Here is a 25267-nt window from a genome sequence, read left to right as displayed (position 1 = left end):
CGCTAAAAAGCCCGCTCAGGTTTCTCTGAACGGGCTGGTCTGCATTTTAATCGATCAGAATGACAGGGTCATGCCGGCGTAGTAAGCGCGACCGGGCTCGTTATAGGTCGATGCCCCTTCGTTTTCACGATATAGCTGTTTATCAAACAAATTACTGATGCCCGCATTCAGGCGCAGATTCTTGGCCAGATCATAATTCACGCCAATGGCTGCTACCGAGTAAGCTCCGACTTCATTGGTCGCCAGCGAGCCCACTTCATTGCGGATTTCGGCATACTCACGCGGTTTTTGCCGGCCGTAAAAAGTCCAGGTGAGGTTGGTGGAAAGCTTATCGGTTACCTGATAATCCAGCATGGTATTGACGGTGTATTTAGGGATCACCGAAAGCGGGTTACCGGTGTCCTTGTTCTCTGATGTGACCATGTAAGTGGCATTGGTGCGCCAGCTAAACCGGTCTTTGACCACCGGGATCACCAGGCTGCCTTCAAGACCTTCTACCACCGCTTTACCGCCGTTTTCCCAGCGCAAAATGTTGTAGCCGTTAGAGGCATAGCCCATCAGATCGGTGCCTGAGACGATCTTGTTTTTATAATCGTTACGGAAATAAGTGATGCCGGCGTTGAACCCCTCATAGGCAAACTCCAGACCGATCTCTTTGTTAATGCTGACCTCAGGATCCAAATCGTTGTTACCCATCAGGTAGCAGCTTCCCAAGGAAATATTGTTCGGGCAGCCGTTACCCCGGGTGGAGAGCAGATAACCTTCGCTGGATTGGTACAGGTTGGGGGCTTTAAACACCCGTGCTATCCCGGCTTTCAGTTTGAAATAGTCACCCAGTTCCTGCGAAGCATTCAGGCTCGGGCTCCAGTTACTGCCGAATTTACTGTGATAATCAAAACGCAGGCCAGGGATCAACAGCGCTCCCGGTACGGCCTCGATATTATCTTCAAAATAGAGGGCACTTAGGTCGGCGCTGTTTTTGGCGCTGCGATTGCTGGGATCGCCGGAGATATCACCAATGGTGATGCCGCTGGCGTCGGTGACCTGCATCGAAGCCGGGTCGTTGAGCTGTTCGCGGTTCCACTCTGCGCCGAGCGTCATGGTTTGTTCCAACCACAGATCTAGCGGCAGTGTCACCTCACCTGTGGTTCTGACATTTTGCAGTCGGCTGGTGTTGTATTGGTCGCTATTAATCATCCCTTCAACACGCCCGGTAGAGCCTTCCTGAAGGCGGGTATTATTGGTTTTTTCGTAGTAGACGCCGACGCGTGACTGGCCCCAGTCCCAGATACCGTTATGGGTAACACCATAAGTCTGGCGATAGAGGCGGTTGGTTTCCTGTCCGTAAAGTGATGACACCAGGTCATTCGGGCTGAGGTTACCGTTGCTGTACTGGGTATCGCCGGCATAGATATTGCCCTGACGGCTGTAACCCAACTCAAAGTCGACAATTTGCGTGGGGGTCATTTTCCAGGAGAACAGGGCGTTGATATCTTTATTACGCACCCCTTCGTTGCCTGCGGCATAGGAGCCGTTTTGTGCCGTGTTGATATCAGCGGCATCGGCGTCGGTCTTATTGAAATTTCCGTACAGCCGCATGGTGAGCGCATCACCGGCCAGCGGGCCGCTGAGGCTAAAGTTAGTGCGTTTGGTCGCCCCTTCTTTGTCATTTTCAGGCTGGTTGGTAAACAGCGATAAGCTGCCGTGCCAGTCTTTGGTAGGGCGCTTGGTGATGATATTTATCACGCCGCCCGCCGCACCTGAGCCATAACGCGCCGCGGCAGGGCCACGCAGAACTTCAATGCGCTCAACCATTTCTGCCGGTACCCAGTTGGTATCGCCCCGGGTATCTCTCTCGCCGCGCCAGCTGTAACGAACTGAGTTGCGTGAGGTCGTGGGCACGCCGTCGATCAGGATCAGCGTATTCTCAGGTCCCATGCCACGAATATCGATCTGACGGTTGTTGCCGCGGCTGCCGCTGGCACTGTTGCCGGTCAGATTCACGCCGGGCATTTTGCGAATGATGTCAGATAGATCGTTGACCGGCGGATCCTTGGCGATATCCTCGGCGGTTATGATGGATACGCCAGGCTGTTGTTTTAATTGTTCTTCTGCCGGTGCCAAAACGACCATTTCTTCACTTTCACCCGCCAGGTCATCGGCGGCATAGCCGTTTGCGCTAATTAACCCTGCCAACAGGATCGCGCCCGGTCTCAATTTGAAAAATTGTGTGTAAGTCATGCATCTTGTCCCTGAAAGTGTGTGCAAATGTTTTTGAATGATTATGGTAACGATAATCATTTACATTCACTGTAAGGAAAGTGCAAATTCACAATATCTCCACATTTTTACGTCATGTGGGTAAGGCATTAATGTGATTGATAATATTAAGTTTCAACTGGGACTGGGGGCGATAGTGACCCGGATATGGCACTCAGGTGAGTGGACTACTTAGGAAAACGCGGCGGCGACATTGCGTAATTCCGGCAATATGCCTAAGTTTTTTTCCTGCACCAGGTCCTGATAAATTTTAAGGATCACCGCTTTTACCACATCAGAACTTCGAGTCAGGCTCTGCTGTTCCATTATGCTGTTTAATTCTTCCAGCTGCTTTTTACTTACTTTCATCGACAGGCGTTTCGACGATTTGGCCTTCGCCAGTTCACTGCCCAACAGCGTTTTCAGTTCTTGCTGCTGATAGCGGCCGGTGGTTAGCGCATGGAGATAGTAAAGGATCAGTATCTTATGAAAATCTTCGTCCAGCGAAGCATCTATTTTCTGCGTGGCAACGTTGAGAATATCGAGATAGTGCGCCGGAACTCTGACTTCCAGCGCTGACTTTGTTTGTTCAAACTCGCTTTTAACACGTGGCGTAGACTGGGCGGGAATACTGACTACCGCATCACACTGGTTGCAGACGGCAGCCAGTATGTTCTTTACCGTGCCGCGACGATCGCTGAACTCCACATCGCGTAAACGATAAGTCGCCATTGATTTTCCGCAGTGTTGACACAGAACGGTGCGCGTATCGCCTTCTTTGACAATTCTCATTGTGAGCCCCTTGCTGAAGACAGCATATAGCGAGTTGTTTTACGTCCCTGAACCCCATACCATCTCCTTATATTGTACGCTATTTATCGTACAGTAAAGCTGTCTGAAGAATTTCATGATAGACAAGTCTACTGGGGGAGGTGGCTGGGAAGCCAAGTGATATGGGGGGAGGGCCGGGGCAAAAGATGAAAAGGCGAGATGTCTCGCAGACTAATGTAACGGGCTTGGGTTTTCAGATGGAGCTCAAGCGTCCAGACGGGTAATAGCCTACGCAACTAACGGCATTCGCCAGGCGGCCCTGCTTCACAGGGCCCGCCTTATGACAGCCCTAAACCAATTCGGCCAAGGATGCTGGGTTAAATCCACTCAAAGCCGTGAACTCGCCATTCTCCACCTTGGTTACCCAATCTTGATCACTCAGCAGGGCACGGCCAACGGCGATCAGATCAAACTCTTCGCGCTCCATGCGCTCAATGAGTCGATCCAGGCTCGCTGGCGCCGATCCTTTTCCGGAGAAAGCATGAGTAACATCATTATCCAGGCCAACCGAACCCACGCTTATTGTCGCGGCCCCGGTTACTTTTTTCGCCCAACCGGCACAGTTAAGGCCGTTTTCGCCGTCAATCTCCGGGAACTCAGGCTCCCAGAAGCGACGTTGCGAACAGTGCAGCACATCAACACCCGCCTCAACCAAGGGTAATAACCAGTCTTCCATAACAGCGGGTGTTTCGGCAATGCGTACCCCGTAATCCTGCTGTTTCCATTGGCTTACACGCATGATGATAGGGAATTCAGGGCCGACCGCATGACGAACGGCCGTCACGATTTCACTGGCAAAGCGTGAACGCTCCCTGATCGTTGGTCCACCGTAGCGATCGGTGCGCAGATTGGTCCCAGACCAAAAGAACTGATCGACCAAATATCCATGGGCACCATGGATTTCGACCGTGTCGAATCCCAAACGCTTGGCATCTGCCGCCGCTTTTGCGAACGCTGAGACGGTATCAGCGATATCTTCTTCACTCATCGCAACGCCGCGTGGATCCCCGGGTGCATCAAAGCCGGAGGGACTCTCGACCGGTGCATCAGGTTCCCAGCCGTTGATGTAACGTGCTGCACCGGTATGCCAGATCTGCGGTGCCATGCGACCCCCCGCATGGTGAACGGCATCAATGATGTTTTTCCAGCCTGCCAGTGCCGCTTGCCCATGGAAAAAAGGAATGCCGGAATCGTTACGTGACGCAGGGCGATCAACGACGGTGCCCTCTGACAGGATCAGACCGACTCCCCCTTCTGCCCGGCGCTGGTAGTAGGCAGCATTATTTTCACCAGGGATACCGTCCGGTGCAAAAAGCCGCGTCATGGGGGCCATCACGATCCGGTTTTTAAGCTGAAGAGAACGGACGGAAAAAGGACTGAATAAAATACTGGATTTATTTTGTGACATACAAATCGACTCCATTGCGTTAGGAGTCCTATTAGGTATATTTTATATACCTGCTGTCAATTAGGCACCTTGAGTAGCCCAGGTATACCAAAGGAAACCTCGTATGCTGACTTTACACCCACAATGCTTTTCGGCGGATTGCCCCAGTCGGGCATTGTTTGATCAAATTGCAGACAAGTGGTCGATGATGGTTTTGGTCGCGCTTGATGACGAACCTCAGCGTTTTAACGCCCTCAGGCGCCGACTCGAGGGCGTGACTCAGAAAGCCCTGACGCAATGTCTGCGGCGGCTGGAACGCAATGGTCTGGTATTGCGACAGGTTATCTCGTTCTCGCCTGTGGCGGTGCAATACGAAATCACGCAACTGGGTCGGACCTTGCTGCAGCCGTTTCGTGCACTACACCTGTGGACGCTCGATAAATTACCTGAAGTCGAAGCTGCCAGGTTGCAGTTTGATCAGGCTGCTGAGGTGAAATGAGAAGAGGGGGGGTCTGCCCGTCGTGGGGCTGTTTCCAAAGCGATCTGACAGTTTGCTCAGTGCCAGAAGCGGACGTTTTGGGTTGAGACGTCGTGAAGATATGGTTGTATACGCACATCCGGATACGGCTCCTCTTAGAGGATTAAGTGCGACAAAAGACTAACTACCTGATGAGTCTCAGTCCTCTCGCAACGACATTGTTGAACTCTTCACAATGGGCATGCTCCGGTTCTGTACAGCGGGCAGCATGCTTCAACCCCTTGCTTAAAAGTTGCAACCTACGGATTGTGCCGTCAATTTCCTTGGCACGATGATAAAGAAGCTCACGGTCGATTACTGTCCGACCTTCCGTATTGAACATCACTGCCATTTCATCCAGAGTAAATCCGGCAGCCTGCCCCAGTACTATCAGCTGCAGTTTATTCAGCACACTTTTGTGATACTGCCTTCTCAGGCCGTTACGGCCAACAGGTTTGATTAGTCCTTTCGTCTCGTAAAACCGTAACCTTGATGGCAGAACGCCGGAAAGATTAGCCACTTCTCTTATATCCAGTTCTTCAATCATTGACTTAAACCTGACTTTAAGTTGCACACTGGTGGCCAGCTTAACATTTTCTAAAAATAAGGACGAAAAAATTGGATATGGTTACTGTTTTTCAAGCGGTCATTACAGGTATCTGTGCAACACTAGTTATGGATTTATGGTCACTCTTCCAGAAGCACATCATTAACGTACCGCCTTTGAATTATGCACTGGTTGGGCGCTGGGTTTTATGGATGCCCAGAGGAAAACTCCGACATAAAACGATAGTTTCAACATCATCTGTGCGTAAAGAATTTTTAGTTGGGTGGGTGTTTCATTATTTGACCGGGATACTGTTTGCCTTTATACCCTTTGTCCTGGAGGGGCCAACCTGGATCAGTGAACCTTCTTTCACGACGGCTCTGCTTGCAGGACTGTTAACTTTATTTGCGCCCTTCCTGATCCTGCAGCCCGCCTTTGGTTTTGGCATAGCTGCTTCCCGTACGCCCCGCCCATGGCTGGCTCGGCTGTTGAGTGTGCTAACACATCTGGCGTATGGGTTAGGACTTTATATCGCAGTTCTTGTTATAAAATCTTGAAGGTAAAGCTGTTGAGACAGACCCTGCAATTGGCGTTCTTGTGTTAGTTATGCATTACGGAATGTTTTTCGCCACTCTCTGGGGCTGACACCGAATTTTTCCCGAAACTGCAGCCTGAACGTTGCAGCAGACTGAAAGCCCGCTTTCTCAGCGACCTGTTCTACAGGAAGATCCAGGTTCTCCAGCAACTCCTGACTCTTATGTAACCGTGCTGCTGTAATCCACTCAACGACGGACATACCGGTCGCTTTCGTGAAGTGTCGCGTCAGCGTCCTGCGGCTCATTGAGGCGTATTCGGCCAGAGAATTAATATCGTGCGGCTCCTGAAGGTTCTGTAGCAGGTAATCAAGCACCATATTAATTCTACAGTCGGCAGTCTTTTGCGTGACGTGATGATTAATATACTGTGCCTGACCACCTTCACGGTGGGGAGGCGTGACCATCCTGCGGGCAATGCTATTAGCAGCCAGACTGCCAAAATGTTGACGAATAATATACAGACAGCAATCCATCGCCGCAGCCGTTCCCGCCGATGTAGTCAGTCCATTGTCATCAACATAGAGTTCATTAAGGTTTAAATGAACGGATGGAAACAGCTCCCGAAAATCATCCTCATATTCCCAGTGAGTTGCTGCCATATGCCCATCCAGCAAGCCCGCATAAGCCAATACGAAAGTGCCCAAGCACAATCCCACGATCTGGACTCCCGCTTCGCGGGCTTTGACCAGAGCGTCAAGCAGAGGGCGGGATGGTCGTTTCCGCACATCTCCCCAGAAGGGCACAATGACGATATCAACCTGCGTTAGCACCTCCAGACCATGTTCGGCCTGTATTGCCGTTCCTTCCTCAGACCAGACGAGACCCGGCTTTTCAGCGCATATCAGGCGGGTAAAAAGCGGTTGGTCCGTGACGGTCTCACCAAAAAGAATCAGCGGAACTGATACGTGATACGTACTGAAGCCCTGGGTAACAAGAATGGCAACTGAGATCACAGATATTGTACTCCCTGAGGATCGGTTGGTGTCAGAACGTGACAGCTTCGCCGTCAGCAGGCGCTGAAACGTAGCTCTGAATATGGTTAACGCATGCATAATCCAGGACTTCCTGTCGAGTGACCAGACAGTGGTTTACAGCTTCCATGTGGGTGGCAACAATTTGGGCTTCAGGCAATACAAAGTGTGCCTTCAAAATATCTTCTTTACCAAAGATGATTGCGCCATAGCCCAGAACATGAGCCCAACCGGTATTCATAATCAACACACCCGGCATATATTTGCGCATGTTTTGTTCAATGGCCTTCACCCAGATAGAGTCACCAACAAGATATAAGGTTTTTTCTGCTGGATGACGGAACACAACGCCACTGGCATCGCCAAGAATTTCGGCCATCTGCGGGTTGGCATAGGCTTCATCTGAACCGTGCTGGCATGCTGTCTTAATCAGTTCAATATCTTCAAAGCGGCTGGTTTCGCTAAGAATAACCAGATTAGTAAAACCCTGAGCACACAGCTGTGCTTTATCGTTCTCATTCTGGACGTAAATCAACTTATCTTTCGGCACAATATCTGCAGCGGCCAGATCCCAGTGATCCGGGTGCGTATGGGTAATTATAATTGCATCCACATCAAGCAGTGAGCTTATATCCAGAGGCAATTCCACCATAGGATTACGAATTTCTGAGCGAGCCGTTCCCTCAAAACCATCCCATGCATCTTTATCAGAAAGCATGGGATCGATAAGGAACTTCTTACCTGCATATTCTAGGATCTGGGTCGCATTACGGATCTGAGTAATTTTCATTTTGTGTTCTCCCGAACGCTATTTAACTTGGTAAGAGCCACGGCAACCATGGCCCGATAACAAATTGTAGTGATTATCGGGCAACCCTACTATGTCCTAAAGGCCAAGTTTCGCGCATATCGGGTCAAAATATTGCCGGTGAGGTCAGCAGCATAAGCCAAATCTTTTATGTCCGCTGTTCGCTCATCACAGACCATTAGGTCACTTCTGTTTGACCACTTTGTGCCAGCCGTGGACGTAGCTGACATCAATGGTGAGCAGGCCAATTAGAAAAGATATGGTAGATTTAAAAGCTAAAAATAAATCAGGGGTAGCTGATGTTTCACATTTCAGAAGTTGATAAGGGCGACCTTGAGTTAGGGTGCCTAATCGGTGAGCTTGATGCCTTTCAGAGCGAACTTTATCCCGCAGAAAGTAATCACTGCCTCAACCTTTCAACGGTCAGCAATGAACAGCTCCGGTGTGTCATCGCACGCGATGAGAAGGGTACTCCTGCAGGATGTGGAGCCTTGGTCTTTCAGGGCGAGGGTTCAGCTGAGATTAAGCGGGTTTACATTCGCCCGGAATTTCGGGGCCTGAAGCTTGGAGAGCAGATTGTTAGCGCAATTGAGAGTATTGCTTCAGTAAACAGCTACCGCCTTTTGCGTCTTGAAACAGGGGTTTACCAGCAACCTGCCATAGCACTGTATCGCAGATGCGGGTATGAGATTTGTGAGGCCTTTCCCCCTTATGCTGCAGACCCATTAAGTGTCTTTATGTGCAAAGAAATATAAACTAAATCCCTCTGCGCCTTGCTAAAGAGTTCTGCATGCTGACCGGAATAAATCACATCACCCTTGCAGTGAGTAACGTAGCAAACAGTCTGAATTTTTATGTTGAGACGCTTGGGTTCACACCTAAAGCCAAATGGGCTCATGGAGCTTATCTTTCGCTGGGTGAGCTCTGGCTGTGTCTTTCAGTGGATAAAGTCTCTGTTGGTGATGACTACACGCATTATGCATTCAGTATTCCTACCGAAGAATTCGATGTGTTTGTTGAACGGTTGAGAGCGTCTGGTGTTACAGAATGGAAAACTAACAAGAGCGAGGGAAAGTCCGTCTACTTTTTAGACCCCGATGGCCACAGGCTTGAGATCCATGATGGAGACCTTGAGAGCCGCATCCGTGCTTGCCGCACTCAGCCATATGAAGGAATGGAGTTCTTCTGAATGTTCATCAATGTCTGTTTATAAGTGCTCTCGATTAGGTTCGCGCTGACGTGCCAAGCGGCTCCAACGAACGAAGAGGGGGGCAGCTATTCATACGAAGGAAATAAGATGTTTTTGCCAGATGCAAGCTATACAAAAAACCTATATCAATCGTCATTTCAAGCATGAGTCGTCAGCTGTTTGTTTCTCTGGATGGGCCCAAAGGAGCCGGTAAAACCACACTGTTGGAGGCCATGACGAAAGTACTAAGGGCAGACAACAAGAAGGTGGTCCGACTTTGCGAGAAAAAAAGCGATCCCTACAGGGGGGAAACAATGGCCCTCGTTAACCAGCTCGCCAGAAATCCCACCCTGGATTTGGAATTGGAGGTTTGTGAGCGCCTTGCAGATAGCCGTGCCTGGATTTCCCAGCAAGTGCTGACTAAACAGCCACCGGACAGTATTATCTTGATGGATCGTTGGTACCCGTCGGACGCCGCGTTTCGCCGGATGGTGCCATTTGCAGAGATTTTACAGCTTAACATGGAACGAAACGTGCGAACGCCAGATCTGCATGTCGGGGTGGTTACTGCGCCTGATATTTCATGGGCGAGGGCTGCGGCCCGATCGCGTGGGCTAAGTAGTACGGTGATTTATAAGCTGGAAGAACAAGTCGCTTGTACCAAGGCGTTCGAGCGAGAAATTGCCAATCACGGCTGGGTTTTATGCCGTAATGAAGGAACCATCGAAGACGCAACGATGCAGGTGATCACTGAGATCTACAGAGTGCTTGGATGCCCATAGGCACCGGTTTTGCGGGCAGAGTTTGACCTGCCATAGCCTGTGGCTGAATTCCAGAATCCGGTTTAATCGGATGAAATCCGCTGTCTGCCACAAAAGGCAGCGCTTCCAACGGGTTCTGACTCAAAGGGTGCCCCTGCTCTTGCTTAAGGCAGTTAATTTGACATCTTTGCTAATCTGGATCCTCATATTATCTACAGAATCTTTAATCGACATGCAGAATGCCTTTATTTTTCAGAAAGACCGGCACAATAGGGATTGACTCCTTCCCGGTTGTCATTGCTGCCGTTTGTTCTATATACTCCTGAAAGTGCGGCGTCTCTCTGTGCCGTTGATAATCAACCGCACTGGCGTAAATTTCATAGAAGTACCAGCGGTTTTCATTATTTACCTCGATTGCGGCATACATGGCCAGCACACCATTTTCAAGCCTCAATGACTCAGCCATTTCCGTCAAGACGATTTTTTTGAACGCTTGCTGGTACTCGGGTTTTACATCGACAATCACCAGGTTATTTATCGTTGTTGCGTTTTGTACGATTCTCTTATCGCCGATAAATTGTGGTATGACATCAATTTTTCGTTTATGGCTTATAATTTCAGGAGCATGATAAATAAATTCCTTGTACTGCTCTGAATTTAAATGTTGATTGTGCTCTGATTTGTTTTTATATATTTCAATCATATATGCATGGCTGAGATCATCCTTGCGTTTGAGTGAGTACATTGCCAGTGTGCCGCTTTCATTCGCAACAGATTTGGAAATATTGTTTCTGGCTATTTCATCATATTGTTGGTCTTTCCCTGTTTTGATGCCAAGTTCAAAAATGTTCATAACGGTTTTATCCAGTAAGATCGAACTGTTTGCAAATGCGGGGCTACCTATCATCAGACAGAGTGTCATGGTTACGATGTTTTTCATAAAATACCTTTTTCTATTATTTTGTTATAGAGTAATCGGTTGTTGATTACATCTTCAGACGCTCAATAAGCTGGCGCTGATATTGAGGTAACTTATCGCTACTGGCTCCCTGGAAGACAAGCGGAGGGAGGTAAGTCATACCGGCATGGAGGGCGCTGGCTTTCATAGGCAGGAAGACATCGGCAAGCGTAACACCAATTCTACCTTCATTTCCGTAAGTTGATGCTCCTCCAGAGGCAGTGCTGATAGCTTTGCAGACCGGTACCGTAAACATAAAAAATAACGTAATGAATTTTGCAAACTTGCCTGGTTCAATCCAGTTCATTCCCTTCTCCTTTAACTTTCTGGGTGAAATAAACGACTCGAACTGGTGATATTTCTATGGTTTATCTCATTCATGCTCAGGTAAACCTTCAACGATATAGGTACGAGAATTCCCTGAACGATGACGTATTGGTATGAGGTTCTGATACTCTGGAGAGTTGTACCAATCCTGAGCGCGTTTCAAACTGTCAAATTTAATAATTACCAGCCTTCCTTGTGCGCCAAACCCTTCCTTAATGTCAGGCTCGCCTCCACGAACGATAAAACGTCCACCGTAGGGACTGAAAGTAGATTCAACCTGAGCACTATAGGGCTTGATCGCTTCTCGATCGGTAGACTGAAATTCTGCAACATAGTAGGCAGGTGTCACTGCCAGCGCAGATGAAATCCCGCTAAATACTACAAGGCAAGCCAGTATCATTTTTTTCACTATATATCCTCCTGCCTTATTACGAAATGCCATTAAGGCACTTTTACCCAGTTGCATATATTGCATTGTATTTCCACCCCTTAAATATGTCCAGACAGAAGGCATACTCGCTAAGCATTGCAATGTTTTCCCCTCACCGAGTGATAATTAATAATCGGCACCGCTCCTTTACAGGGCCAGTTTTAATTCCCGGGACGATTTTTTCAAAAGCGCTATCAATCTGGATGCATGTTCCTTGGCCATTATTCTTTGTTGCGCTATTTTATTTTCATCCCTGTCTGCGTAACTAATGCCACAGGTATACACAGGTTTTTGCAAATCCAGACTGCAAAGTTTGGCGGTGGTTTTAAACTGGGTAAGGTAATCATCAACGTCATGGTCAAATAATCCATTCGATGAATAGAGAGACTGTGGTGCACCGGTAGTAAATGAAAGAATAAGTTTTTTACCGCCAAGTTTGGCCGTTGAACCGTGTGCGAATCCGTGAACAAAAACCTCATCCAGCCATAGCTTCATTATTCCTGGAAGTGAATACCAGGAGAAGGGGAATTGCCAGACGATCACGTCAGCTTTCAGCAGGCTCTCCTGCTCTTCGTTAACATTAATTTTGTAGTCAGGATAGAGCCAGTCCAGACGGCGAATTTCAGCCTCTGGTAGCGCCGAGGCAACCTCGTTGAGGATAGTTGCGTTACCAATTGACTCGCTCAGATTCGGATGACCGGAGATAATTAGAATATTTGTCATTTTTAATTAATTAAAGGTTAAGTGTTTAACAGGTATCCAGTATAGAACGACCGTATTTTGTTTTTTAGGGTATTAATAGCTCAATGACTTTTAGCTAAAAGCTAATAATTAACCCTGATGGCGCAATGCTCATGCAGGCCCGTTTTCATCAAGATCTTAATCCGAGCAATTGCTCAGCATTGCGGAAGGCTATCGCTTCTTTATCCTCTTCTGAAACGGGCAAGCTTTGGATAAATGTCTTCACGCCATCCAGCGTCTGGTAGGGATAATCGACAGAGAAAAGGATCCGCTCGGTCCCCATCAACGCATGGATAAATTGAAAATAGGGCAACGTCAGCATGCCGGATGGCGTCACATAAACCTGTTCTTGAAAGGTCTGGGTAATGGTGCGTCGTAATCCCGTAGCGGCCTGTGGGATGCTGTCATCCAAACGCTGTAACCAGAATGGCAGCATCTCTCCCCAGTGACCGCTGATGACCTGCAGATTTGGATATTTATCAAAAGCGCCAGACAGGATTAACCGAAGCAGGTGAATGCCCGCTTCGTGATGCCAGCCCCAGCCAAACATCGATAACCTGGCGGTGACTTCATCACTGAAGCCGCAGTAATAAGCCTGTTGCACACTGCTAACGGGAAGTCCGGGGTGAAGATAAAGCGGGACGCCCAGAGTGTTGAATCGGGCCAGCAGTCCGTCGAAATCCGGATGGTCGAGAAAATTGTCTGATGGCCTGCCATTCAGCAGAGCGCCTTTAAAGCCTAACGTTTTAACCGCTCGTTCAAGTTCTTTCTCTGCCGCATCGGGCTGAGTCCATGGAAGTGTGGCGAATGCAGCAAAGCGGTCTGGATGTTCGTTAACTGCAGTAGCGAGACGATCGTTAGCCACGCGGTTTAAATCTACCACCTCAGTGGCTGGAGCCAAGTGCGGAAATCCTCCCACCGAAAGAACCTGCATGGTGATGCCGGCCTTGTCCATATCGTCCAGACGCCCACTGCCGATGTCTGTGCCTTTAATGTTAATCCGATCGTTTTGTTCAATTTGGGGTCGACTTCGGTCCAGATGATTGCCATCAGTAACCGTCTTTCCCCAGTCGCTCAGAAAGGGAGCCTGTGCAAGTGCTGCGGGCATGGATGCCATACCCAGCGCTTTATCCAGAGTATGTTCTTCAAGGCAAATAATTTTCATCGCTTGCTCCTGTTCACGGCTTATTTGGACGGCGTAAAGCCGACAGGTAAAGGTGCAACCTGACGGCCTTCTCCGAGCCGCTCGCTAGACCATAGGTTTTTCCCATGCCCCGCGTGTATCCACACCTGCTTCTTGAGCAAGGCGTTCCAGCGTTACCATTTCCTCAGCGTTAAGCTGAATTTCCACTGCGCCGGCAGCGTCCAGGACATGATGAACCTTGGTCGCACCTATGATCGGCAGGGTGCCCTTGGCTATTGCCCATGCGATGGCAACTTGTGCCACGCTGGCGTTTCTGGCATTCCCCATCGTCTTCATCGCCGTCGTTAATTTTTCCAACTGCGGTAAAACGTTGTTATAAGTTTCAGCACGCCCACTGCCAGCGGGCATAGGATTTTGCGAGTTATAACGACCACTCAGCGCACCTTGCTCCAGAACCATATAGGCAAAAAAGGTGATATTGTTTTTGTGGCAATAGTCGAGGATCCCGGCATCTTCCGAGGTTCGGTAGAGCAGGCTGTAGTGATTTTGAACGGCACTCACAGAGAAACCGGCCGGTTTCAAGATCGCATTTGCACGCTTTATTTGTTCCAGGCTGTGATTGGATACCCCAACCTGTTTAACCCTGCCGCTCTGCAAAAGCGGAATAAGATCTGGCGTCCATTTTTCCACGTCGGAAGGATTATGGATCCAGTAGATATCAATTTCTTCCACGCCCAGACGCCCGAGACTTTCCTCAAGCATGTCACTCACAGGCATAGCTGACTGCTTGTCGGCTATTTGTGGCGTAAACTTAGTAGATAAGATTATCTCTTCACGCGGATACTGGCTGATTAACTTACCCAACGCTGTTTCGGAACTTCCCATTCCGTAGACGGCGGCGGTATCCCACAGATAAAGTCCTTTATCCATGGCATTGTTGAAGACCTGCTCCATCTGCTGGTCGGAAAGGTGGTTTCCGAATACGGTATCTCCACCCGCAAATCCCACTCCCCAGGACCAGGTTCCTAAGGCTATTTTGGGTAATTTTTTCATTATATCCTCCTGAAAAAAGGGCCGGAGGAAGCACTCACCGGCCGGCCAGAATGAGGTTTAACCCGCGATGACAAAATGTAGTGTCCGCCGTCAAACTACCTGGCGCAGCGCGTTTACCAGCGCTATGCCAACGCCGTGTGCTGAAGTTGGGTTCTGACCGGTGATCAAACGGCCATCTGTCACCACGTTTTCAGACCAGTTGGGTGCTTCATGATGAAGTGCACCATGTTCTCGCAGGGCGGTTTCCAACAAAAAGGGAACCACAGTTGTTCCCTGAACTTCGTCTTCCTCTTTATTAGTGAAGGCAGCCAGATTTTTGCCGTTCACGAGGTATTCACCGTTGCTGAGTTTTGCGTCAACCAGCGCTGCAGGGCCATGGCATACCGCTGACACGATCCCACGGTTTTCGTACACTTCCCGGATGATGCGTTGTGCATCCAGGTTATCTCGGAAGTCCCACATAGTGCCGTGCCCGCCAGCAAAGAAGACGGCGGAATAATCGACACCGTTCAGCTCAGATAATGGCGGCGTGGTGGCGAGGCGATGCTGGAAATCAGTCTCGTTCCAGAACCAGGCATTAACGGGATCGCTGAGATCGAAACCGTCAACCGGCGGCTGGCCCCCGCGAATGCTGGCGATGACTGTTTCTAACCCGGCCTCCTCAAGTACCTTCAGAGGGTGGGTGAGTTCGGCCATATAGAAGCCAGTGGGGACACCTGAGGCTCCTTTGATAGGATGGCTGGTGACGATGCACAGTACGGGTTTATGATCTGATTTCATTTAATTGTTTCCTCTGACTGACTCTTGAACTCTTCAGCAAAGAGGTTTTCCCAGTTGGTAAATGAATCTAGGGGAATACACTCAAAGGCAAGCAGACCGGCTTTTGCCAGCGGGAAGTCAGCCATCACCGTGCGGGCAGTTTCAACAGAGTCACACTCTAGAAAAATCGCTACGCCCGGTCGATCCTGACGAAAATAGATATCCCGAATAACGCCGGATTTATATAAACCCCAGGCATGTAATGCTTCTGAATTTAGATGGGGAGCGTATTTTTCCAGCGTGGCGTCGGAAGTGGGAATATCCAGACACAAAATTCGCATTTCAGTCTCCTGTATTTAACTACTCGTTGGGAACAGACAAGAAGTATAAGCACGAGATTTAGATAAGATTAGGTCATCCTTGACTCAAGGATTTTTAGCCTGTAGTTAATAATCAACAGGCCATTGCTTAAGGATGATGTGATGAATAACGTGATTTACAACCAGCTACGCATCTTTCAGAGCATTGCCCGCGAAGGCAGTATCACTGCTGCCGCCAGAAAGCTCGAGATTACTCCTCCCTCCGTCAGCAAGGCGCTTAAGCAGCTTGAGCAACATATCGGTCACCCGCTTTTTGTGCGTACAACACGGCGTATTGAACTGACGGATGCCGGGCAACAGCTGCTGGAACAGACTACAGCGGCGGTGGACTCGCTTGAAAAATCGCTGGAAAATATCCGCGATCAGAGCCAGGAGCCATCAGGCCTGGTCAGAATTACGCTTTCTCGTTTTGCTTACCTGCTTATACTCAAACCGGTTATGGCGGCCTTTTGTCAGCAATTTCCAGGCGTTCAACTTGAAATTTCTGTCTACGACGGCACAGTTAAAATTATTGATGACCGTTTCGATCTGGGGATCCGCTTTGGCGATATTCTGGAGGGCGGCGTGGTGGCCCGCCAGTTGATGAAGCCGTTTCGGGAAGGGTTGTATGCGTCATCGTCCTATCTTAAGGAATTCGGTACCCCAACGATGCCCGCCGAGCTCTATCAGCACAACCTTATCGGTTATCGATTCATCACCAATAACCGCATTCTTCCACTGATTCTGGATCACAATGGGGAACAGCTGACTGTTGAAATGCCTGGCCAGTTAATTAGCAACGATATTGACGTTATGGCCGATGGAATACGTAGCGGACTGGGTATCGGAAGATTGTTTGAACCCATTCACAGCTTACAGCCGGATAAAGAGCAATTTATTCCCGTGATGGAGAAATACTGGAAAACATACCCACCCGTTTATCTCTACTATCCTAAAAACGCGGGCAAGACCAAAAGAGTGAAGACATTGATTGATTTTCTAATCAAAAGAACCGCCGCTTAAAATGAAGATCGCTCACTAAAGTTTCAAACGTGAGCGACGATTTTTCGTTCAGCTTTTATCAAACTGACTCTCTGTAAAGGGATCTGCTCGCTCTCCCGTAATGTCTATGCGTGCAAGTCCCGCATTGAATTCGCGAAGTTCATTACTGGTAAAAACGACATGAGCCGCACCTGCATTTTCTATCAGGTGTGGATATTGCGTAGTCCCTGGAATCGGCACTATCCACGGTCTTTGCGCCAGCGTCCATGCCAGAGCGAGTTGTGCGCTGGTCGTGTTTTTTTGCGTCGCCCAATCCTGAACATACTGCAAGAGAGGGCGATTAAAGACCATTGCCTCCGGGGTAAAACGAGGTAGATTATGGCGACGATCGGTTTTATCAAAACGCTGACGGGAATTAACTGCTCCGGCAAAGTAACTCCGTCCTACCGGACAGTAGGGGACGAAACCTATACCCAGTTCTTCAAGTACCGGAAAGATTTTGGTTTCAGATTCACGCCACCACATGGCGTATTCACTCTGAACTGCTGTAAGAGGGAGAACCGCGTGGGCCCGACGTATGGTGCTTGCACTTGCCTCAGAGAGGCCCCAATGTAAAACTTTCCCCTCTTTGATGAGTGCCATGACCGTTTCGGCGACCTCTTCAACGGGTATTTTGGGATCAGGCCGATGCTGATACAGCAAATCGATACGATCTGTTTTTAAGCGTTTCAAAGACCCTTCCACGGCCCGACGCAGGTGACCTGGTTCGCTATTAAGAGCGGTTGGATGATTTTCCTCAACGCCAAATCCAAATTTTGTGGCAATGACAACGTTGTCGCGTATGGATTTCAGCGCCTCACCTGCATATTCCTCGCTAAGGTAGGGGCCATACACTTCCGCCGTATCAAAAAAAGTCACGCCATTGTCTGCCGCAGCCCGTATCAGTGACACCATGGCTTGGCGGTCTCGCGGTCCCCCGCCGTAATATCCCACCATCGGCAGGCATCCCATTCCAATCGACGACACTTCCAGGGAACCGAGTTTTCGCCGGGGCAGCCGCCGTTCGGAATGGATATCTTGCTGTCCGACAGAATTCAAAGACGGTGAAGCTTGGGCAAACGCTCGATTGATAGTCGACATTGATACTATTGCCATACCCGTCATAAGTCCTGTTCCAATAAACTTACGACGGCTTAAGGAATGTAGATTTTCTGTGGATGTTTTATTTTCAGAATTATTTGGCATTGAGCTTTTCCCCATTCTTAAGTATCTCTATTAATTCGCGTCAAACGAGTCCTGCCTTTTGCTAATACACGCCTACCATGCATAGGCTTCGGGAGCCTCACCTCCGGGCCCGGGCCAGATTTTATCAATACAGCGCAAGGTATCTTCGGAGAGAGTAATTTCAACAGCACGTAAAGCCAGGGTAAGTTGTTCCCGTGTCCTTGGGCCGATAAGAGGCGCGGTAACTGAAGGATTGTGCAGCAGCCAGGCTAAAGCCACATCTGCCGGCTTTTCACCCAAGTCCAGGCAAAGTGTTTCCCATTTCTGCAATGCTTCAAAATGGTGAGTGATATTATTCTTCATTTCTGGCGTGGCTCGACGCCCGGTTCTGGCCTTTTCTAGCACTCCACCCAGCAAACCACCACTCAATGGGCTCCATGGGATAAGACCCATACCGTAATGGCGTAGAGCAGGAATCACTTCCAGTTCAATCGCGCGCTGGGCGAGATTGTAAATACTCTGCTCAGATGACAGTCCCAGCAGATGGCGTGACGCTGAAGCGGACTGAGCGCAGGCGATATGCCACCCGGCAAAGTTACTGCTACCTACGTAAGTAATTTTTCCTTCGCGGATCAGCTGTTCCATCGCCTGCCATATCTCATCCCACGGTGTCGCTCTGTCTACGTGATGCATTTGATAGATATCAATGTGATCGGTTTTGAGACGTTTCAGACTCGCGTCACAGGCGCGACGAATATGATATGCCGATAAATACTTATCATTCGGCCCGGTTGCCATTGGTTGATAAACTTTGGAAGCGAGTACAATTTTGTCTCTGTTGCCGCTTCTGGACAGCCACCGACCAATGATCTCTTCCGATAAGCCGTTTCCCGAAGTAATGTCAGGAGACTGCGGGCAACCATATACATCCGCCGTATCTATAAAATTGATGCCAGCATCTAATGCAGCATCCATAATGTTATGACTTGTTTTTTCATCGGTCATGTCACCGAAATTCATGGTGCCGAGACAAAGTCGACTGACCTTTAAGCCTGTGCGGCCAAGATGGGTGTATTGCATGTCATTATCCTGTTTACAGATGAGAAGTTCAGTCAGAATTAAAAATTGAAAAGATAATGTTTGCCTTCCGTGGCAGCGGCTTAATTTGAGCGGGTTATAGAAAGGGTTGGCTGCTCCCCGGGCAGCGGCGGCACAATGCCATCAACAGGATGTGGCATGTAGAGCGCTTCGAGTGCCACTATTTCGTCAAATGAAAGCGTAAAATCGAGCGCGTCAATTGCTGTTGCAAGATGCTCCGCTTTTGTCGCGCCAACGATAGGTGCCGTTACCGTCGATTTTGAAAGCAGCCATGCCAAGGCAACATGAGCGCGCGGTACGTTCCGTTCGGCCGCGATGCGCGCGACGACTTCGACAACCTTACGATCCAGTTCAGCGGTGTTTTGATACATTTTGAGCGCATACGCATCATTCTGCGTTCGCGGGGTGGTTTCGCTCCAGTCACGTGTCAACCTGCCGCGCGCCATTGGACTCCATGGGATCACACCAACACCCTGATCTTCACACAAGGGGAGCATTTCCCGCTCTTCTTCCCGATACAGGAGGTTGTATTGCGGTTGCATGGAGATAAATTTCGTCCAGCCGTTACGGTCAGCGATATGCTGCATTTTAGCGAAGCGCCAGGCTTCCATTGATGAAGCACCCAGATAGCGAACCTTTCCTGCTTTCACCAAATCATGCAGTGTCTCCATGGTTTCTTCCACTGGGGTGCCAGGGTCGAAGCGATGAATCTGATAAAGATCCACATAATCCATACCTAACCGGTTCAGGCTGTCGTCGATGGACTGAAGCAGAGCTTTACGGGAAAGAAACCCGGTGTTTGGTGAGTTTCTCCATGGGAAAAATGCTTTCGTAGCAACGACAATCTCGTCACGGCGGGCCATCTCTCTCAATGCCGTACCCACAATTTCCTCTGAGCTACCGCCGGAGTAAATATTGGCTGTGTCAAAAAAATTTATACCGGCTTCAAGTGCCTGGCGAATCAGAGGCCGTGAAACCTTTTCATCCAGAGACCAGGGTTGAGGAAGACGCTCTGGTTCACCATAACTCATGCAACCGAGGCAAAGTCGTGACACTTTCAACCCACTTCGGCCAAGATTCACATATTGCATATTCCTCTCCTTACAACCTGGCTGTAGGTCGCGAACCTAAACAATGAAAGCGCTATCAGCCCAATGATTTATTAGAGGTAAGGTTAAGGCAGCGGTAGCGACTGAACCAGTAGCCGCCGTCGAATGGAGCAGTGAGCTTTTTACATAAATGGGTCTAATTCGCTAAAGACCCAGGGGTTTTAACTCTTTCACCAGGTCAATTAACAAACGAAGACCGGTAGGAAGCTGATGTCGGCTGGAATAATAGATATGAAATCCTGGCCCGAGAGAGGCCCATTCAGTAAGAACCAGACGCAATCGCTCTTCTTTAAGGTATTGAGAGATGAGAGGTTCAGGGCAATACATCAGACCCAATCCGCCGAGTACAGCCACTAAACCCGTTTCAGCTTGGTCGATGGTAAGCAGAGGTGGAACTTTTATCGTAATTTCTTCCTCTCCTCGCTCAAATTCCCACTGGTAGATTCTGTTATCGCCGAGTCGGTTGCTGATACAACGATGATTCATTAAGTCGTTAGGATGTTGAGGTGTTCCAAATCGGTTGAGATAACCCGGAGATGCGGCCACAACCCAACGAATATCGGCTGAAAGACGTTGTGCGATCATATCTTCCGGTACAGTCCCACCATAACGAATTCCTGCATCGAACCGTTCTTCAGTGACATCAACAATACGATTAGTCGCTGCGATATCCAGCTCAATATTGGGATAACGTTCAAAAAAAACAGGCAGGACGGGCCCAAGTAATAACGTCGCGGCTTCGACTGCAACATTGAGCCTTATCCTTCCTGCTGGAGCATCGCGATAAAAGTTTAATTGTTCCAGTGCAGAGTCAATAGTTTCTAATGGCAAACATATTGTGGTGGCAAGACTTTCCCCAGCAGCCGTCAGGGTAACGCTTTTGGTTGTCCGGTTCAGAAGCCGGACACCCAATCGTGCCTCAAATCCCTTCAGGGCGTGGCTCAGCGTGGAAGCACTAACGCCAAGCTCAATAGCCGCTTTGGTAAAACTGTGATGTCGTGCAATGGCCAAAAAATAGATCAGGTCTGCCATGTCGGCACGATTTAAATTCATACAGCCTCTGGGTCTAAAGAGAGATACGCAAGATTTTTTATGATGGCTCCTCCAGGGACTGCATGCAATCACGATATTAACTTCTACCACTCGGTAATAAATATCGATGTTGTTCATCCCCTATATCACTACAGCCTGTAATGAGACACTGAGCGCCAGCCCATGGAATATTAGAAACGGTACAAGATCCTGATGATTACGTTGTCTCAGCTTCACGCTCTTGGTGGTCTTCCAGCAAAACCCAAAAGCAAAAAGCCCGCTCAGGTTTCCCTGAGCGGGCTTCTCTAATTTGGCTCCTCTGACTGGACTCGAACCAGTGACATACGGATTAACAGTCCGCCGTTCTACCGACTGAACTACAGAGGAATCGTGTGAACGGGGCGAATAATAACGGGGTGGCCTGGGCTTGTAAAGCCTGAAAACGCCTTGTCGTTTCGTTTGCTGCAAGATTATTCAACCTGCTGCTTTTTATGGCTTTTATTGCTGCACTGCTGCGCAGTGGTTCAGCTCCTGCCACTGGGTCGCGTCAGCATGCCTTATGCTGGTGCAAGCTTGGGCTATTCTCGCAGGTTGTGGAGAGAGCCATTAAATCGGCCACTATCATTTTTTCTTATTTTTCCGTCGATTAGTTCAGGCTTTCTCTTATTCCGTCGCTCTGGCCCGGATCTTGCTGCTGTTTAGCGATACGCAGTTAAGTGGCACGACGGAGGCAATATGAATTTCAGACGTCTTAAGTATTTCGTGAAAATCGTCGATATCGGTAGCCTGACGCAGGCAGCAGAAGTGTTGCATATCGCTCAACCGGCGCTCAGCCAACAATTGGCCACGCTGGAAGGCGAGCTGAAACAGCAATTGTTGATCCGCACCAAGCGCGGCGTAATGCCGACCGAGGCCGGTAATATTCTATATGCCCATGCCCAGACTATTCTGCGCCAGTGCGAACAGGCGCAAAGCGCGGTCAATAGCGCCGGGCAGGCAATGAGCGGCCATGTGTCGGTCGGGTTGGCGCCGGGGAGCCTGGCGTCGCAGTTGGCTTTGCCGCTGTTGCAGGCGGTGCGCGATCAGCATCCGGGGATTTTGCTCAGCCTGAATGAAAACATCGGTTCGACGCTGGCCGGGCAGGTCGCCAACCAGAATTTGGATATGGCGGTGATCTACGGCGCTAAAATGCCTGCCGGTTTGCAGGCCACGGCGTTAATGCGGGAAGATCTTTATCTGGTGGCGACGCGTGCGGTACCGAATCCCGGCAACAGCGTTGAACTACTGGACGTTGCGCGACTGAATCTGTTCCTGCCGCGTGAGGGGGACGTAGTACGTAGCCAGGTGGATGAAGCCATGGCGGTGCGTAAATTGGCCGCTAACGTGATTGGTGAAATTGAATCACCCGGCACGTTGAGTGCGGCCATCGCCAGCGGCCTGGGCGCCACCATTTTGCCAGAGTCGGTGGCCCGCGCGATGATTGGCCCGGCCAAGGCATGGATGGCGCGGATCAATGTTCCGTCATTGAGCGTGCCGCTTTCGCTGTGCATTTCCGGCCAGCAATCCCTGTCGGCCCCGGCGCTGGTGGTGAAAGAGATCCTGCTGTCGATCGCCGCCAGCCGCAGTCAGGAAAAACGCGTGCTGGCGCTGGTGCAGTAAATCAGGACAGACTTTCCCGCTTAATCTTGCCGATGGCGGGGATGACCTGCACTGGCCCGGAAGTCGGGGGGCCAGGATTTTCTTCGGGAAGTGACAGTGCCAGTGAGAAACCGAAGGTATTGACGCCATCGACGCTGCGGACGAATGCTTCGCCATGGTGCATTAACGCGATAGCACGAACGATGGACAACCCCAGACCGTGGTGCATATCGCTGCGCACGCGCGAAGAATCAACGCGATAGAAGCGTTCAAATAACCGCGTCAGATGCTCCGGGGCGATAGCCTCTCCCTGATTGGCAACCGCCACCACGGCAAACCCACGTTGTTCTTGTAGACGTACCGACACCGCGCTGCCTGTCGCCGCATGGCGCGCGCTGTTTTCTAACAGATTGGCCAGCGCACGATGAAACAGCCGCCGATCGACCTGCGCCCGCACCTCCCCGGAAATCTCAATAACCAAATCCTTTTCCATAAACGAGGGTTCGACATATTCGGCGGTTTTCAGTGACTCCTCGCGCAGTGACACCTCACTCAGTTGGGTGGCGTATTGGCCCGCCTGCGCGTGAGATAAAAACAGCATGTCGTTGACGATAGAAGTCATGCGATCCAGTTCTTCCAGGTTCGATTGCAGCAGTTCTTCCAGTTCATGCACGCCACGTTCCCGCGCCAGTCCCAACTGAGTTTGGCCGATCAAATTGGTGAGCGGAGTGCGTAATTCATGCGCCACGTCGGCGTTAAAGCTCTCCAGTTGCCGCCACGCGATTTCTTGCCTTGCCAGCACGCCATTGAAGGATTCTGCCAGATTGCGCAATTCGGCGGGCAACGCGGCGCTGTCCAGCCGTTGGCCGCTGGTGCCGGGCACCAGACTGTGTGCTTGTTCACTGAGATTAAGCACCGGGCGCATGCCGATGCGTGAGATGGCGTAACCCAGCATGGCCGCCAGCCCAATCCCCAGCAGTGAAATGACCATCAGCGCCCGGGTAAACTCGTTCAAGGTGCCCATGTAGGGGGTGGAATCAATGGCCACCACATAGCGTACTTCAGGGCGATCCCCTAACGACGGCAGGGTAGCGATCAACATATACAGCGGACAGCCGCCCTGCGGATCCGGCGCGGTAGCGAAACCGTCCGGCAGTTTCGACCAGTGGGTGCCTGCCGGTGGGGGGCCGCCGATACGGTAGCGAGGATCGTTACTGATCACCCAGTATTTCACCTGGTTGCCTTCGCTGTTGGACAGAGTATTGAGCTTTTGCTGCACCATCGGCCAATCGCGCGCGGTGCCTTTGGCTTCGATAAATGGCGAGATCAGCGAATGGCGAAAATGCAGTTCGTTGTGCATCTGGTTTTGCAGTGAGGCCAGCAGCGAGCTGCGCAGAAACAGTGCCAGCACCAGCATGAGCAGCGCCATAGTCAGCGCAAACATTAAGGCCATGCGGCTGGAAATAGAAACTTTCATTAAGGGGTGATCCGTGGGGCATCATGCCGCAGCGGGCGATTTTCCAACACATAGCCCATGCCGCGCACCGTGTGCAGCAGCTTTTGCGGATAAGGGGCGTCAATTTTGGCGCGCAGCCGCTTAATCGCCACTTCAACCACGTTGGCATCGCTGTCGAAATTCATGTCCCACACCTGTTCGGCGATCATCATTTTGGAGAGGATCTCCCCCTGATGGCGGGCCAGCAGGCTGAGCAGGGCAAATTCTTTGGCAGTCAGATCGATGCGGTCTCCGTCGCGAGTCACCCTACGCGCCAGCAAATCCACATGCAGATCGTCGATCTGTAATTGGGTCACATCAATGCCGTCGCTGGTACGGCGACGCAACAGCGCCTGAATGCGGGCGACCAGTTCGATCAGCGAGAAGGGCTTGGGCAGATAATCATCCGCCCCGTGGCGCAGGCCCTTGACGCGTTCGTCTACCGAACCGCGAGCAGACAGCATCAGCACCGGCGTTTGTTTGCTGGCTCGCAGGCCTTCCAGCACCGCGTAACCGTCCTTGCCCGGTAACATGACGTCCAGGATCACCGCGTCATAATCCTGTTGCACCGCCAGGTGCAAGCCTTCAATCCCGTCCCCGGCGACGTCCAGGGTATAGCCCAGTTCGCTTAGCGCGCGGTTAACGTAGGACGAAGTCTTTTCCTCGTCCTCAACCAACAGTAATCGCATGGCCACTCCCGTCATGGTTGCCTGGGGTTTAATTAATCATGAAACCTGCAGCCATACCACAAGGCATCACGTTCTGTGATGAGTTTATGACAGCCATAGGGTCGTCAAGCTGACGGCTGGCTGACATTTCTGTCAGTTAAGGACGCGGCTGGGGGAAAAACCGGTTAACTGACATGAATGTTATCTGGCGGTCACGTTGAGGTCAGTTCCCCGCTCGTACAGTAACCTTTGGCTGCCGGGTGGTGTGCCGCAAAACTCCAGACCCAATACGCAAAAGGAAACGCATTCTTGACTGCTCCCCGCCCTAAAGGGCGAGGATTCTCACTTCACTGAGTCGAACCTA

At 50.3% G+C, this 25267-nt stretch carries 26 protein-coding genes, 1 tRNA gene and 1 pseudogene; 7 read left to right on the top strand and 21 right to left on the bottom strand.

What is annotated here, in order from left to right:
- Positions 1–54 precede the first annotated feature (54 nt).
- The 3 genes from BEI65_RS18460 to BEI65_RS18450 all read right to left on the bottom strand — a co-directional run bounded on the left by BEI65_RS18460 (position 55) and on the right by BEI65_RS18450 (position 4498).
- Positions 55–2241 carry a TonB-dependent siderophore receptor gene (locus tag BEI65_RS18460; RefSeq protein ID WP_099064556.1) on the bottom strand — a complete coding sequence of 729 codons (2187 nt, stop codon included), beginning with the start codon at positions 2239–2241 and terminating at the stop codon, positions 55–57.
- Between the two features lie 210 nt (positions 2242–2451).
- A complete protein-coding gene (locus tag BEI65_RS18455; protein WP_099064555.1) occupies positions 2452–3051 on the bottom strand; it encodes a hypothetical protein in 600 nt (199 codons plus the stop codon).
- A 328-nt stretch (positions 3052–3379) separates the two neighbouring features.
- Positions 3380–4498, bottom strand: coding sequence for an NADH:flavin oxidoreductase (locus BEI65_RS18450; RefSeq protein ID WP_099064554.1), 1119 nt, complete (start codon positions 4496–4498; stop codon positions 3380–3382).
- Between the two features lie 103 nt (positions 4499–4601).
- Here BEI65_RS18450 and BEI65_RS18445 point away from each other — a divergent pair, with 103 nt between their 5' ends.
- On the top strand, positions 4602–4976 hold the full coding sequence (locus BEI65_RS18445; protein WP_099064553.1) for a helix-turn-helix domain-containing protein: 375 nt from the start codon (positions 4602–4604) through the stop codon (positions 4974–4976).
- Positions 4977–5139: 163 nt separating this feature from the next.
- Here the strand turns inward: BEI65_RS18445 and BEI65_RS18440 are convergent, their stop codons facing one another.
- Positions 5140–5538 (bottom strand): MerR family transcriptional regulator, encoded by a 399-nt coding sequence (locus tag BEI65_RS18440; RefSeq protein WP_099064598.1) that lies wholly within the window; start codon positions 5536–5538, stop codon positions 5140–5142.
- Positions 5539–5618: 80 nt separating this feature from the next.
- On the opposite strand from BEI65_RS18440, the gene BEI65_RS18435 reads away from it, so the two are divergent.
- Positions 5619–6098: a DUF2938 family protein gene (locus tag BEI65_RS18435; protein ID WP_077259153.1), complete on the top strand. Its 480-nt coding sequence runs from the start codon at positions 5619–5621 to the stop codon at positions 6096–6098.
- Positions 6099–6145: 47 nt separating this feature from the next.
- On the opposite strand, the gene BEI65_RS18430 is transcribed toward BEI65_RS18435, so the two are convergent.
- The gene (locus BEI65_RS18430) at positions 6146–7096 is read right to left on the bottom strand and encodes a GlxA family transcriptional regulator (RefSeq protein ID WP_099064597.1); all 951 of its coding nucleotides are present in this window, start codon (positions 7094–7096) and stop codon (positions 6146–6148) included.
- Positions 7097–7121: 25 nt separating this feature from the next.
- Positions 7122–7898: an MBL fold metallo-hydrolase gene (locus tag BEI65_RS18425; protein ID WP_099064552.1), complete on the bottom strand. Its 777-nt coding sequence runs from the start codon at positions 7896–7898 to the stop codon at positions 7122–7124.
- A gap of 317 nt (positions 7899–8215) precedes the next feature.
- Here BEI65_RS18425 and BEI65_RS18420 point away from each other — a divergent pair, with 317 nt between their 5' ends.
- The 3 genes from BEI65_RS18420 (at position 8216) to BEI65_RS18410 (ending at position 9887) form a co-directional block, all read left to right on the top strand.
- Positions 8216–8671 carry a GNAT family N-acetyltransferase gene (locus tag BEI65_RS18420; protein ID WP_099064551.1) on the top strand — a complete coding sequence of 152 codons (456 nt, stop codon included), beginning with the start codon at positions 8216–8218 and terminating at the stop codon, positions 8669–8671.
- Between the two features lie 35 nt (positions 8672–8706).
- Positions 8707–9105 carry a fosfomycin resistance glutathione transferase gene (fos, locus tag BEI65_RS18415; protein WP_099064550.1) on the top strand — a complete coding sequence of 133 codons (399 nt, stop codon included), beginning with the start codon at positions 8707–8709 and terminating at the stop codon, positions 9103–9105.
- A 164-nt stretch (positions 9106–9269) separates the two neighbouring features.
- Positions 9270–9887, top strand: a complete 618-nt coding sequence (locus tag BEI65_RS18410; protein WP_099064549.1) for a dTMP kinase — start codon at positions 9270–9272, stop codon at positions 9885–9887.
- Positions 9888–10089: 202 nt separating this feature from the next.
- Here the strand turns inward: BEI65_RS18410 and BEI65_RS18405 are convergent, their stop codons facing one another.
- The 8 genes and pseudogenes from BEI65_RS18405 to BEI65_RS18370 all read right to left on the bottom strand — a co-directional run bounded on the left by BEI65_RS18405 (position 10090) and on the right by BEI65_RS18370 (position 15619).
- Positions 10090–10806, bottom strand: coding sequence for an antibiotic biosynthesis monooxygenase (locus BEI65_RS18405; protein ID WP_099064548.1), 717 nt, complete (start codon positions 10804–10806; stop codon positions 10090–10092).
- Positions 10807–10852: 46 nt separating this feature from the next.
- Positions 10853–11053: pseudogene (locus BEI65_RS18400) on the bottom strand (flavodoxin family protein); the annotation flags it as partial.
- 144 nt (positions 11054–11197) lie between these two features.
- Positions 11198–11626, bottom strand: coding sequence for a DUF1330 domain-containing protein (locus BEI65_RS18395; RefSeq protein ID WP_232519117.1), 429 nt, complete (start codon positions 11624–11626; stop codon positions 11198–11200).
- A gap of 102 nt (positions 11627–11728) precedes the next feature.
- Positions 11729–12304 (bottom strand): NAD(P)H-dependent oxidoreductase, encoded by a 576-nt coding sequence (locus BEI65_RS18390; protein ID WP_099064546.1) that lies wholly within the window; start codon positions 12302–12304, stop codon positions 11729–11731.
- A gap of 148 nt (positions 12305–12452) precedes the next feature.
- Positions 12453–13487 carry an amidohydrolase family protein gene (locus BEI65_RS18385; RefSeq protein WP_099064545.1) on the bottom strand — a complete coding sequence of 345 codons (1035 nt, stop codon included), beginning with the start codon at positions 13485–13487 and terminating at the stop codon, positions 12453–12455.
- A gap of 84 nt (positions 13488–13571) precedes the next feature.
- Positions 13572–14519, bottom strand: coding sequence for an aldo/keto reductase (locus tag BEI65_RS18380; protein WP_099064544.1), 948 nt, complete (start codon positions 14517–14519; stop codon positions 13572–13574).
- A gap of 90 nt (positions 14520–14609) precedes the next feature.
- On the bottom strand, positions 14610–15299 hold the full coding sequence (locus BEI65_RS18375) for a type 1 glutamine amidotransferase domain-containing protein (protein ID WP_099064543.1): 690 nt from the start codon (positions 15297–15299) through the stop codon (positions 14610–14612).
- Complete coding sequence (locus tag BEI65_RS18370; RefSeq protein WP_099064542.1) at positions 15296–15619, bottom strand: superoxide dismutase; 324 nt, start codon at positions 15617–15619, stop codon at positions 15296–15298. Before BEI65_RS18370 ends, BEI65_RS18375 begins: the two co-directional genes overlap by 4 nt.
- Before the next feature lie 141 nt (positions 15620–15760).
- On the opposite strand from BEI65_RS18370, the gene BEI65_RS18365 reads away from it, so the two are divergent.
- On the top strand, positions 15761–16660 hold the full coding sequence (locus BEI65_RS18365; protein ID WP_099064541.1) for a LysR family transcriptional regulator: 900 nt from the start codon (positions 15761–15763) through the stop codon (positions 16658–16660).
- A 48-nt stretch (positions 16661–16708) separates the two neighbouring features.
- Here the strand turns inward: BEI65_RS18365 and BEI65_RS18360 are convergent, their stop codons facing one another.
- From BEI65_RS18360 to BEI65_RS18340, 5 genes are all read right to left on the bottom strand, one after another.
- Positions 16709–17695, bottom strand: a complete 987-nt coding sequence (locus BEI65_RS18360) for an aldo/keto reductase (RefSeq protein ID WP_198404481.1) — start codon at positions 17693–17695, stop codon at positions 16709–16711.
- Positions 17696–17956: 261 nt separating this feature from the next.
- The gene (locus tag BEI65_RS18355) at positions 17957–18943 is read right to left on the bottom strand and encodes an aldo/keto reductase (RefSeq protein ID WP_099064539.1); all 987 of its coding nucleotides are present in this window, start codon (positions 18941–18943) and stop codon (positions 17957–17959) included.
- 80 nt (positions 18944–19023) lie between these two features.
- On the bottom strand, positions 19024–20052 hold the full coding sequence (locus BEI65_RS18350) for an aldo/keto reductase (RefSeq protein ID WP_099064538.1): 1029 nt from the start codon (positions 20050–20052) through the stop codon (positions 19024–19026).
- A gap of 162 nt (positions 20053–20214) precedes the next feature.
- Positions 20215–21123, bottom strand: a complete 909-nt coding sequence (locus BEI65_RS18345; protein WP_099064537.1) for a LysR family transcriptional regulator — start codon at positions 21121–21123, stop codon at positions 20215–20217.
- Between the two features lie 290 nt (positions 21124–21413).
- A tRNA-Asn gene (locus BEI65_RS18340) sits at positions 21414–21489 on the bottom strand.
- A 348-nt stretch (positions 21490–21837) separates the two neighbouring features.
- Here BEI65_RS18340 and nac point away from each other — a divergent pair.
- Positions 21838–22761 (top strand): nitrogen assimilation transcriptional regulator NAC, encoded by a 924-nt coding sequence (nac, locus tag BEI65_RS18335; protein WP_099064536.1) that lies wholly within the window; start codon positions 21838–21840, stop codon positions 22759–22761.
- Position 22762: 1 nt separating this feature from the next.
- Here nac and BEI65_RS18330 read toward each other — a convergent pair whose 3' ends face one another.
- Positions 22763–24217, bottom strand: a complete 1455-nt coding sequence (locus BEI65_RS18330) for a heavy metal sensor histidine kinase (protein ID WP_157765461.1) — start codon at positions 24215–24217, stop codon at positions 22763–22765.
- Positions 24217–24924 (bottom strand): heavy metal response regulator transcription factor, encoded by a 708-nt coding sequence (locus BEI65_RS18325; RefSeq protein WP_099064535.1) that lies wholly within the window; start codon positions 24922–24924, stop codon positions 24217–24219. Before BEI65_RS18325 ends, BEI65_RS18330 begins: the two co-directional genes overlap by 1 nt.
- Positions 24925–25267: the final 343 nt, after the last annotated feature.

Source organism: Serratia sp. BW106, assembly GCF_002607755.1.
Lineage (GTDB): Bacteria > Pseudomonadota > Gammaproteobacteria > Enterobacterales > Enterobacteriaceae > Serratia > Serratia proteamaculans.
This window is presented reverse-complemented; position numbering and strand designations above follow the sequence as displayed.

Excerpts from the sequence above, each read along its gene's own strand:
- BEI65_RS18460 (WP_099064556.1), bottom strand. The coding sequence starts at position 2,241 with ATGACTTACACACAATTTTTCAAATTGAGACCGGGCGCGATCCTGTTG.
- BEI65_RS18455 (WP_099064555.1), bottom strand. The coding sequence starts at position 3,051 with ATGAGAATTGTCAAAGAAGGCGATACGCGCACCGTTCTGTGTCAACAC.
- BEI65_RS18450 (WP_099064554.1), bottom strand. The coding sequence starts at position 4,498 with ATGTCACAAAATAAATCCAGTATTTTATTCAGTCCTTTTTCCGTCCGT.
- BEI65_RS18445 (WP_099064553.1), top strand. The coding sequence starts at position 4,602 with ATGCTGACTTTACACCCACAATGCTTTTCGGCGGATTGCCCCAGTCGG.
- BEI65_RS18435 (WP_077259153.1), top strand. The coding sequence starts at position 5,619 with ATGGTTACTGTTTTTCAAGCGGTCATTACAGGTATCTGTGCAACACTA.
- BEI65_RS18425 (WP_099064552.1), bottom strand. The coding sequence starts at position 7,898 with ATGAAAATTACTCAGATCCGTAATGCGACCCAGATCCTAGAATATGCA.
- BEI65_RS18420 (WP_099064551.1), top strand. The coding sequence starts at position 8,216 with ATGTTTCACATTTCAGAAGTTGATAAGGGCGACCTTGAGTTAGGGTGC.
- fos (WP_099064550.1), top strand. The coding sequence starts at position 8,707 with ATGCTGACCGGAATAAATCACATCACCCTTGCAGTGAGTAACGTAGCA.
- BEI65_RS18410 (WP_099064549.1), top strand. The coding sequence starts at position 9,270 with ATGAGTCGTCAGCTGTTTGTTTCTCTGGATGGGCCCAAAGGAGCCGGT.
- BEI65_RS18405 (WP_099064548.1), bottom strand. The coding sequence starts at position 10,806 with ATGAAAAACATCGTAACCATGACACTCTGTCTGATGATAGGTAGCCCC.
- BEI65_RS18395 (WP_232519117.1), bottom strand. The coding sequence starts at position 11,626 with ATGCAATATATGCAACTGGGTAAAAGTGCCTTAATGGCATTTCGTAAT.
- BEI65_RS18390 (WP_099064546.1), bottom strand. The coding sequence starts at position 12,304 with ATGACAAATATTCTAATTATCTCCGGTCATCCGAATCTGAGCGAGTCA.
- BEI65_RS18385 (WP_099064545.1), bottom strand. The coding sequence starts at position 13,487 with ATGAAAATTATTTGCCTTGAAGAACATACTCTGGATAAAGCGCTGGGT.
- BEI65_RS18380 (WP_099064544.1), bottom strand. The coding sequence starts at position 14,519 with ATGAAAAAATTACCCAAAATAGCCTTAGGAACCTGGTCCTGGGGAGTG.
- BEI65_RS18375 (WP_099064543.1), bottom strand. The coding sequence starts at position 15,299 with ATGAAATCAGATCATAAACCCGTACTGTGCATCGTCACCAGCCATCCT.
- BEI65_RS18370 (WP_099064542.1), bottom strand. The coding sequence starts at position 15,619 with ATGCGAATTTTGTGTCTGGATATTCCCACTTCCGACGCCACGCTGGAA.
- BEI65_RS18365 (WP_099064541.1), top strand. The coding sequence starts at position 15,761 with ATGAATAACGTGATTTACAACCAGCTACGCATCTTTCAGAGCATTGCC.
- BEI65_RS18355 (WP_099064539.1), bottom strand. The coding sequence starts at position 18,943 with ATGCAATACACCCATCTTGGCCGCACAGGCTTAAAGGTCAGTCGACTT.
- BEI65_RS18350 (WP_099064538.1), bottom strand. The coding sequence starts at position 20,052 with ATGCAATATGTGAATCTTGGCCGAAGTGGGTTGAAAGTGTCACGACTT.
- BEI65_RS18345 (WP_099064537.1), bottom strand. The coding sequence starts at position 21,123 with ATGAATTTAAATCGTGCCGACATGGCAGACCTGATCTATTTTTTGGCC.
- nac (WP_099064536.1), top strand. The coding sequence starts at position 21,838 with ATGAATTTCAGACGTCTTAAGTATTTCGTGAAAATCGTCGATATCGGT.
- BEI65_RS18330 (WP_157765461.1), bottom strand. The coding sequence starts at position 24,217 with ATGAAAGTTTCTATTTCCAGCCGCATGGCCTTAATGTTTGCGCTGACT.
- BEI65_RS18325 (WP_099064535.1), bottom strand. The coding sequence starts at position 24,924 with ATGCGATTACTGTTGGTTGAGGACGAGGAAAAGACTTCGTCCTACGTT.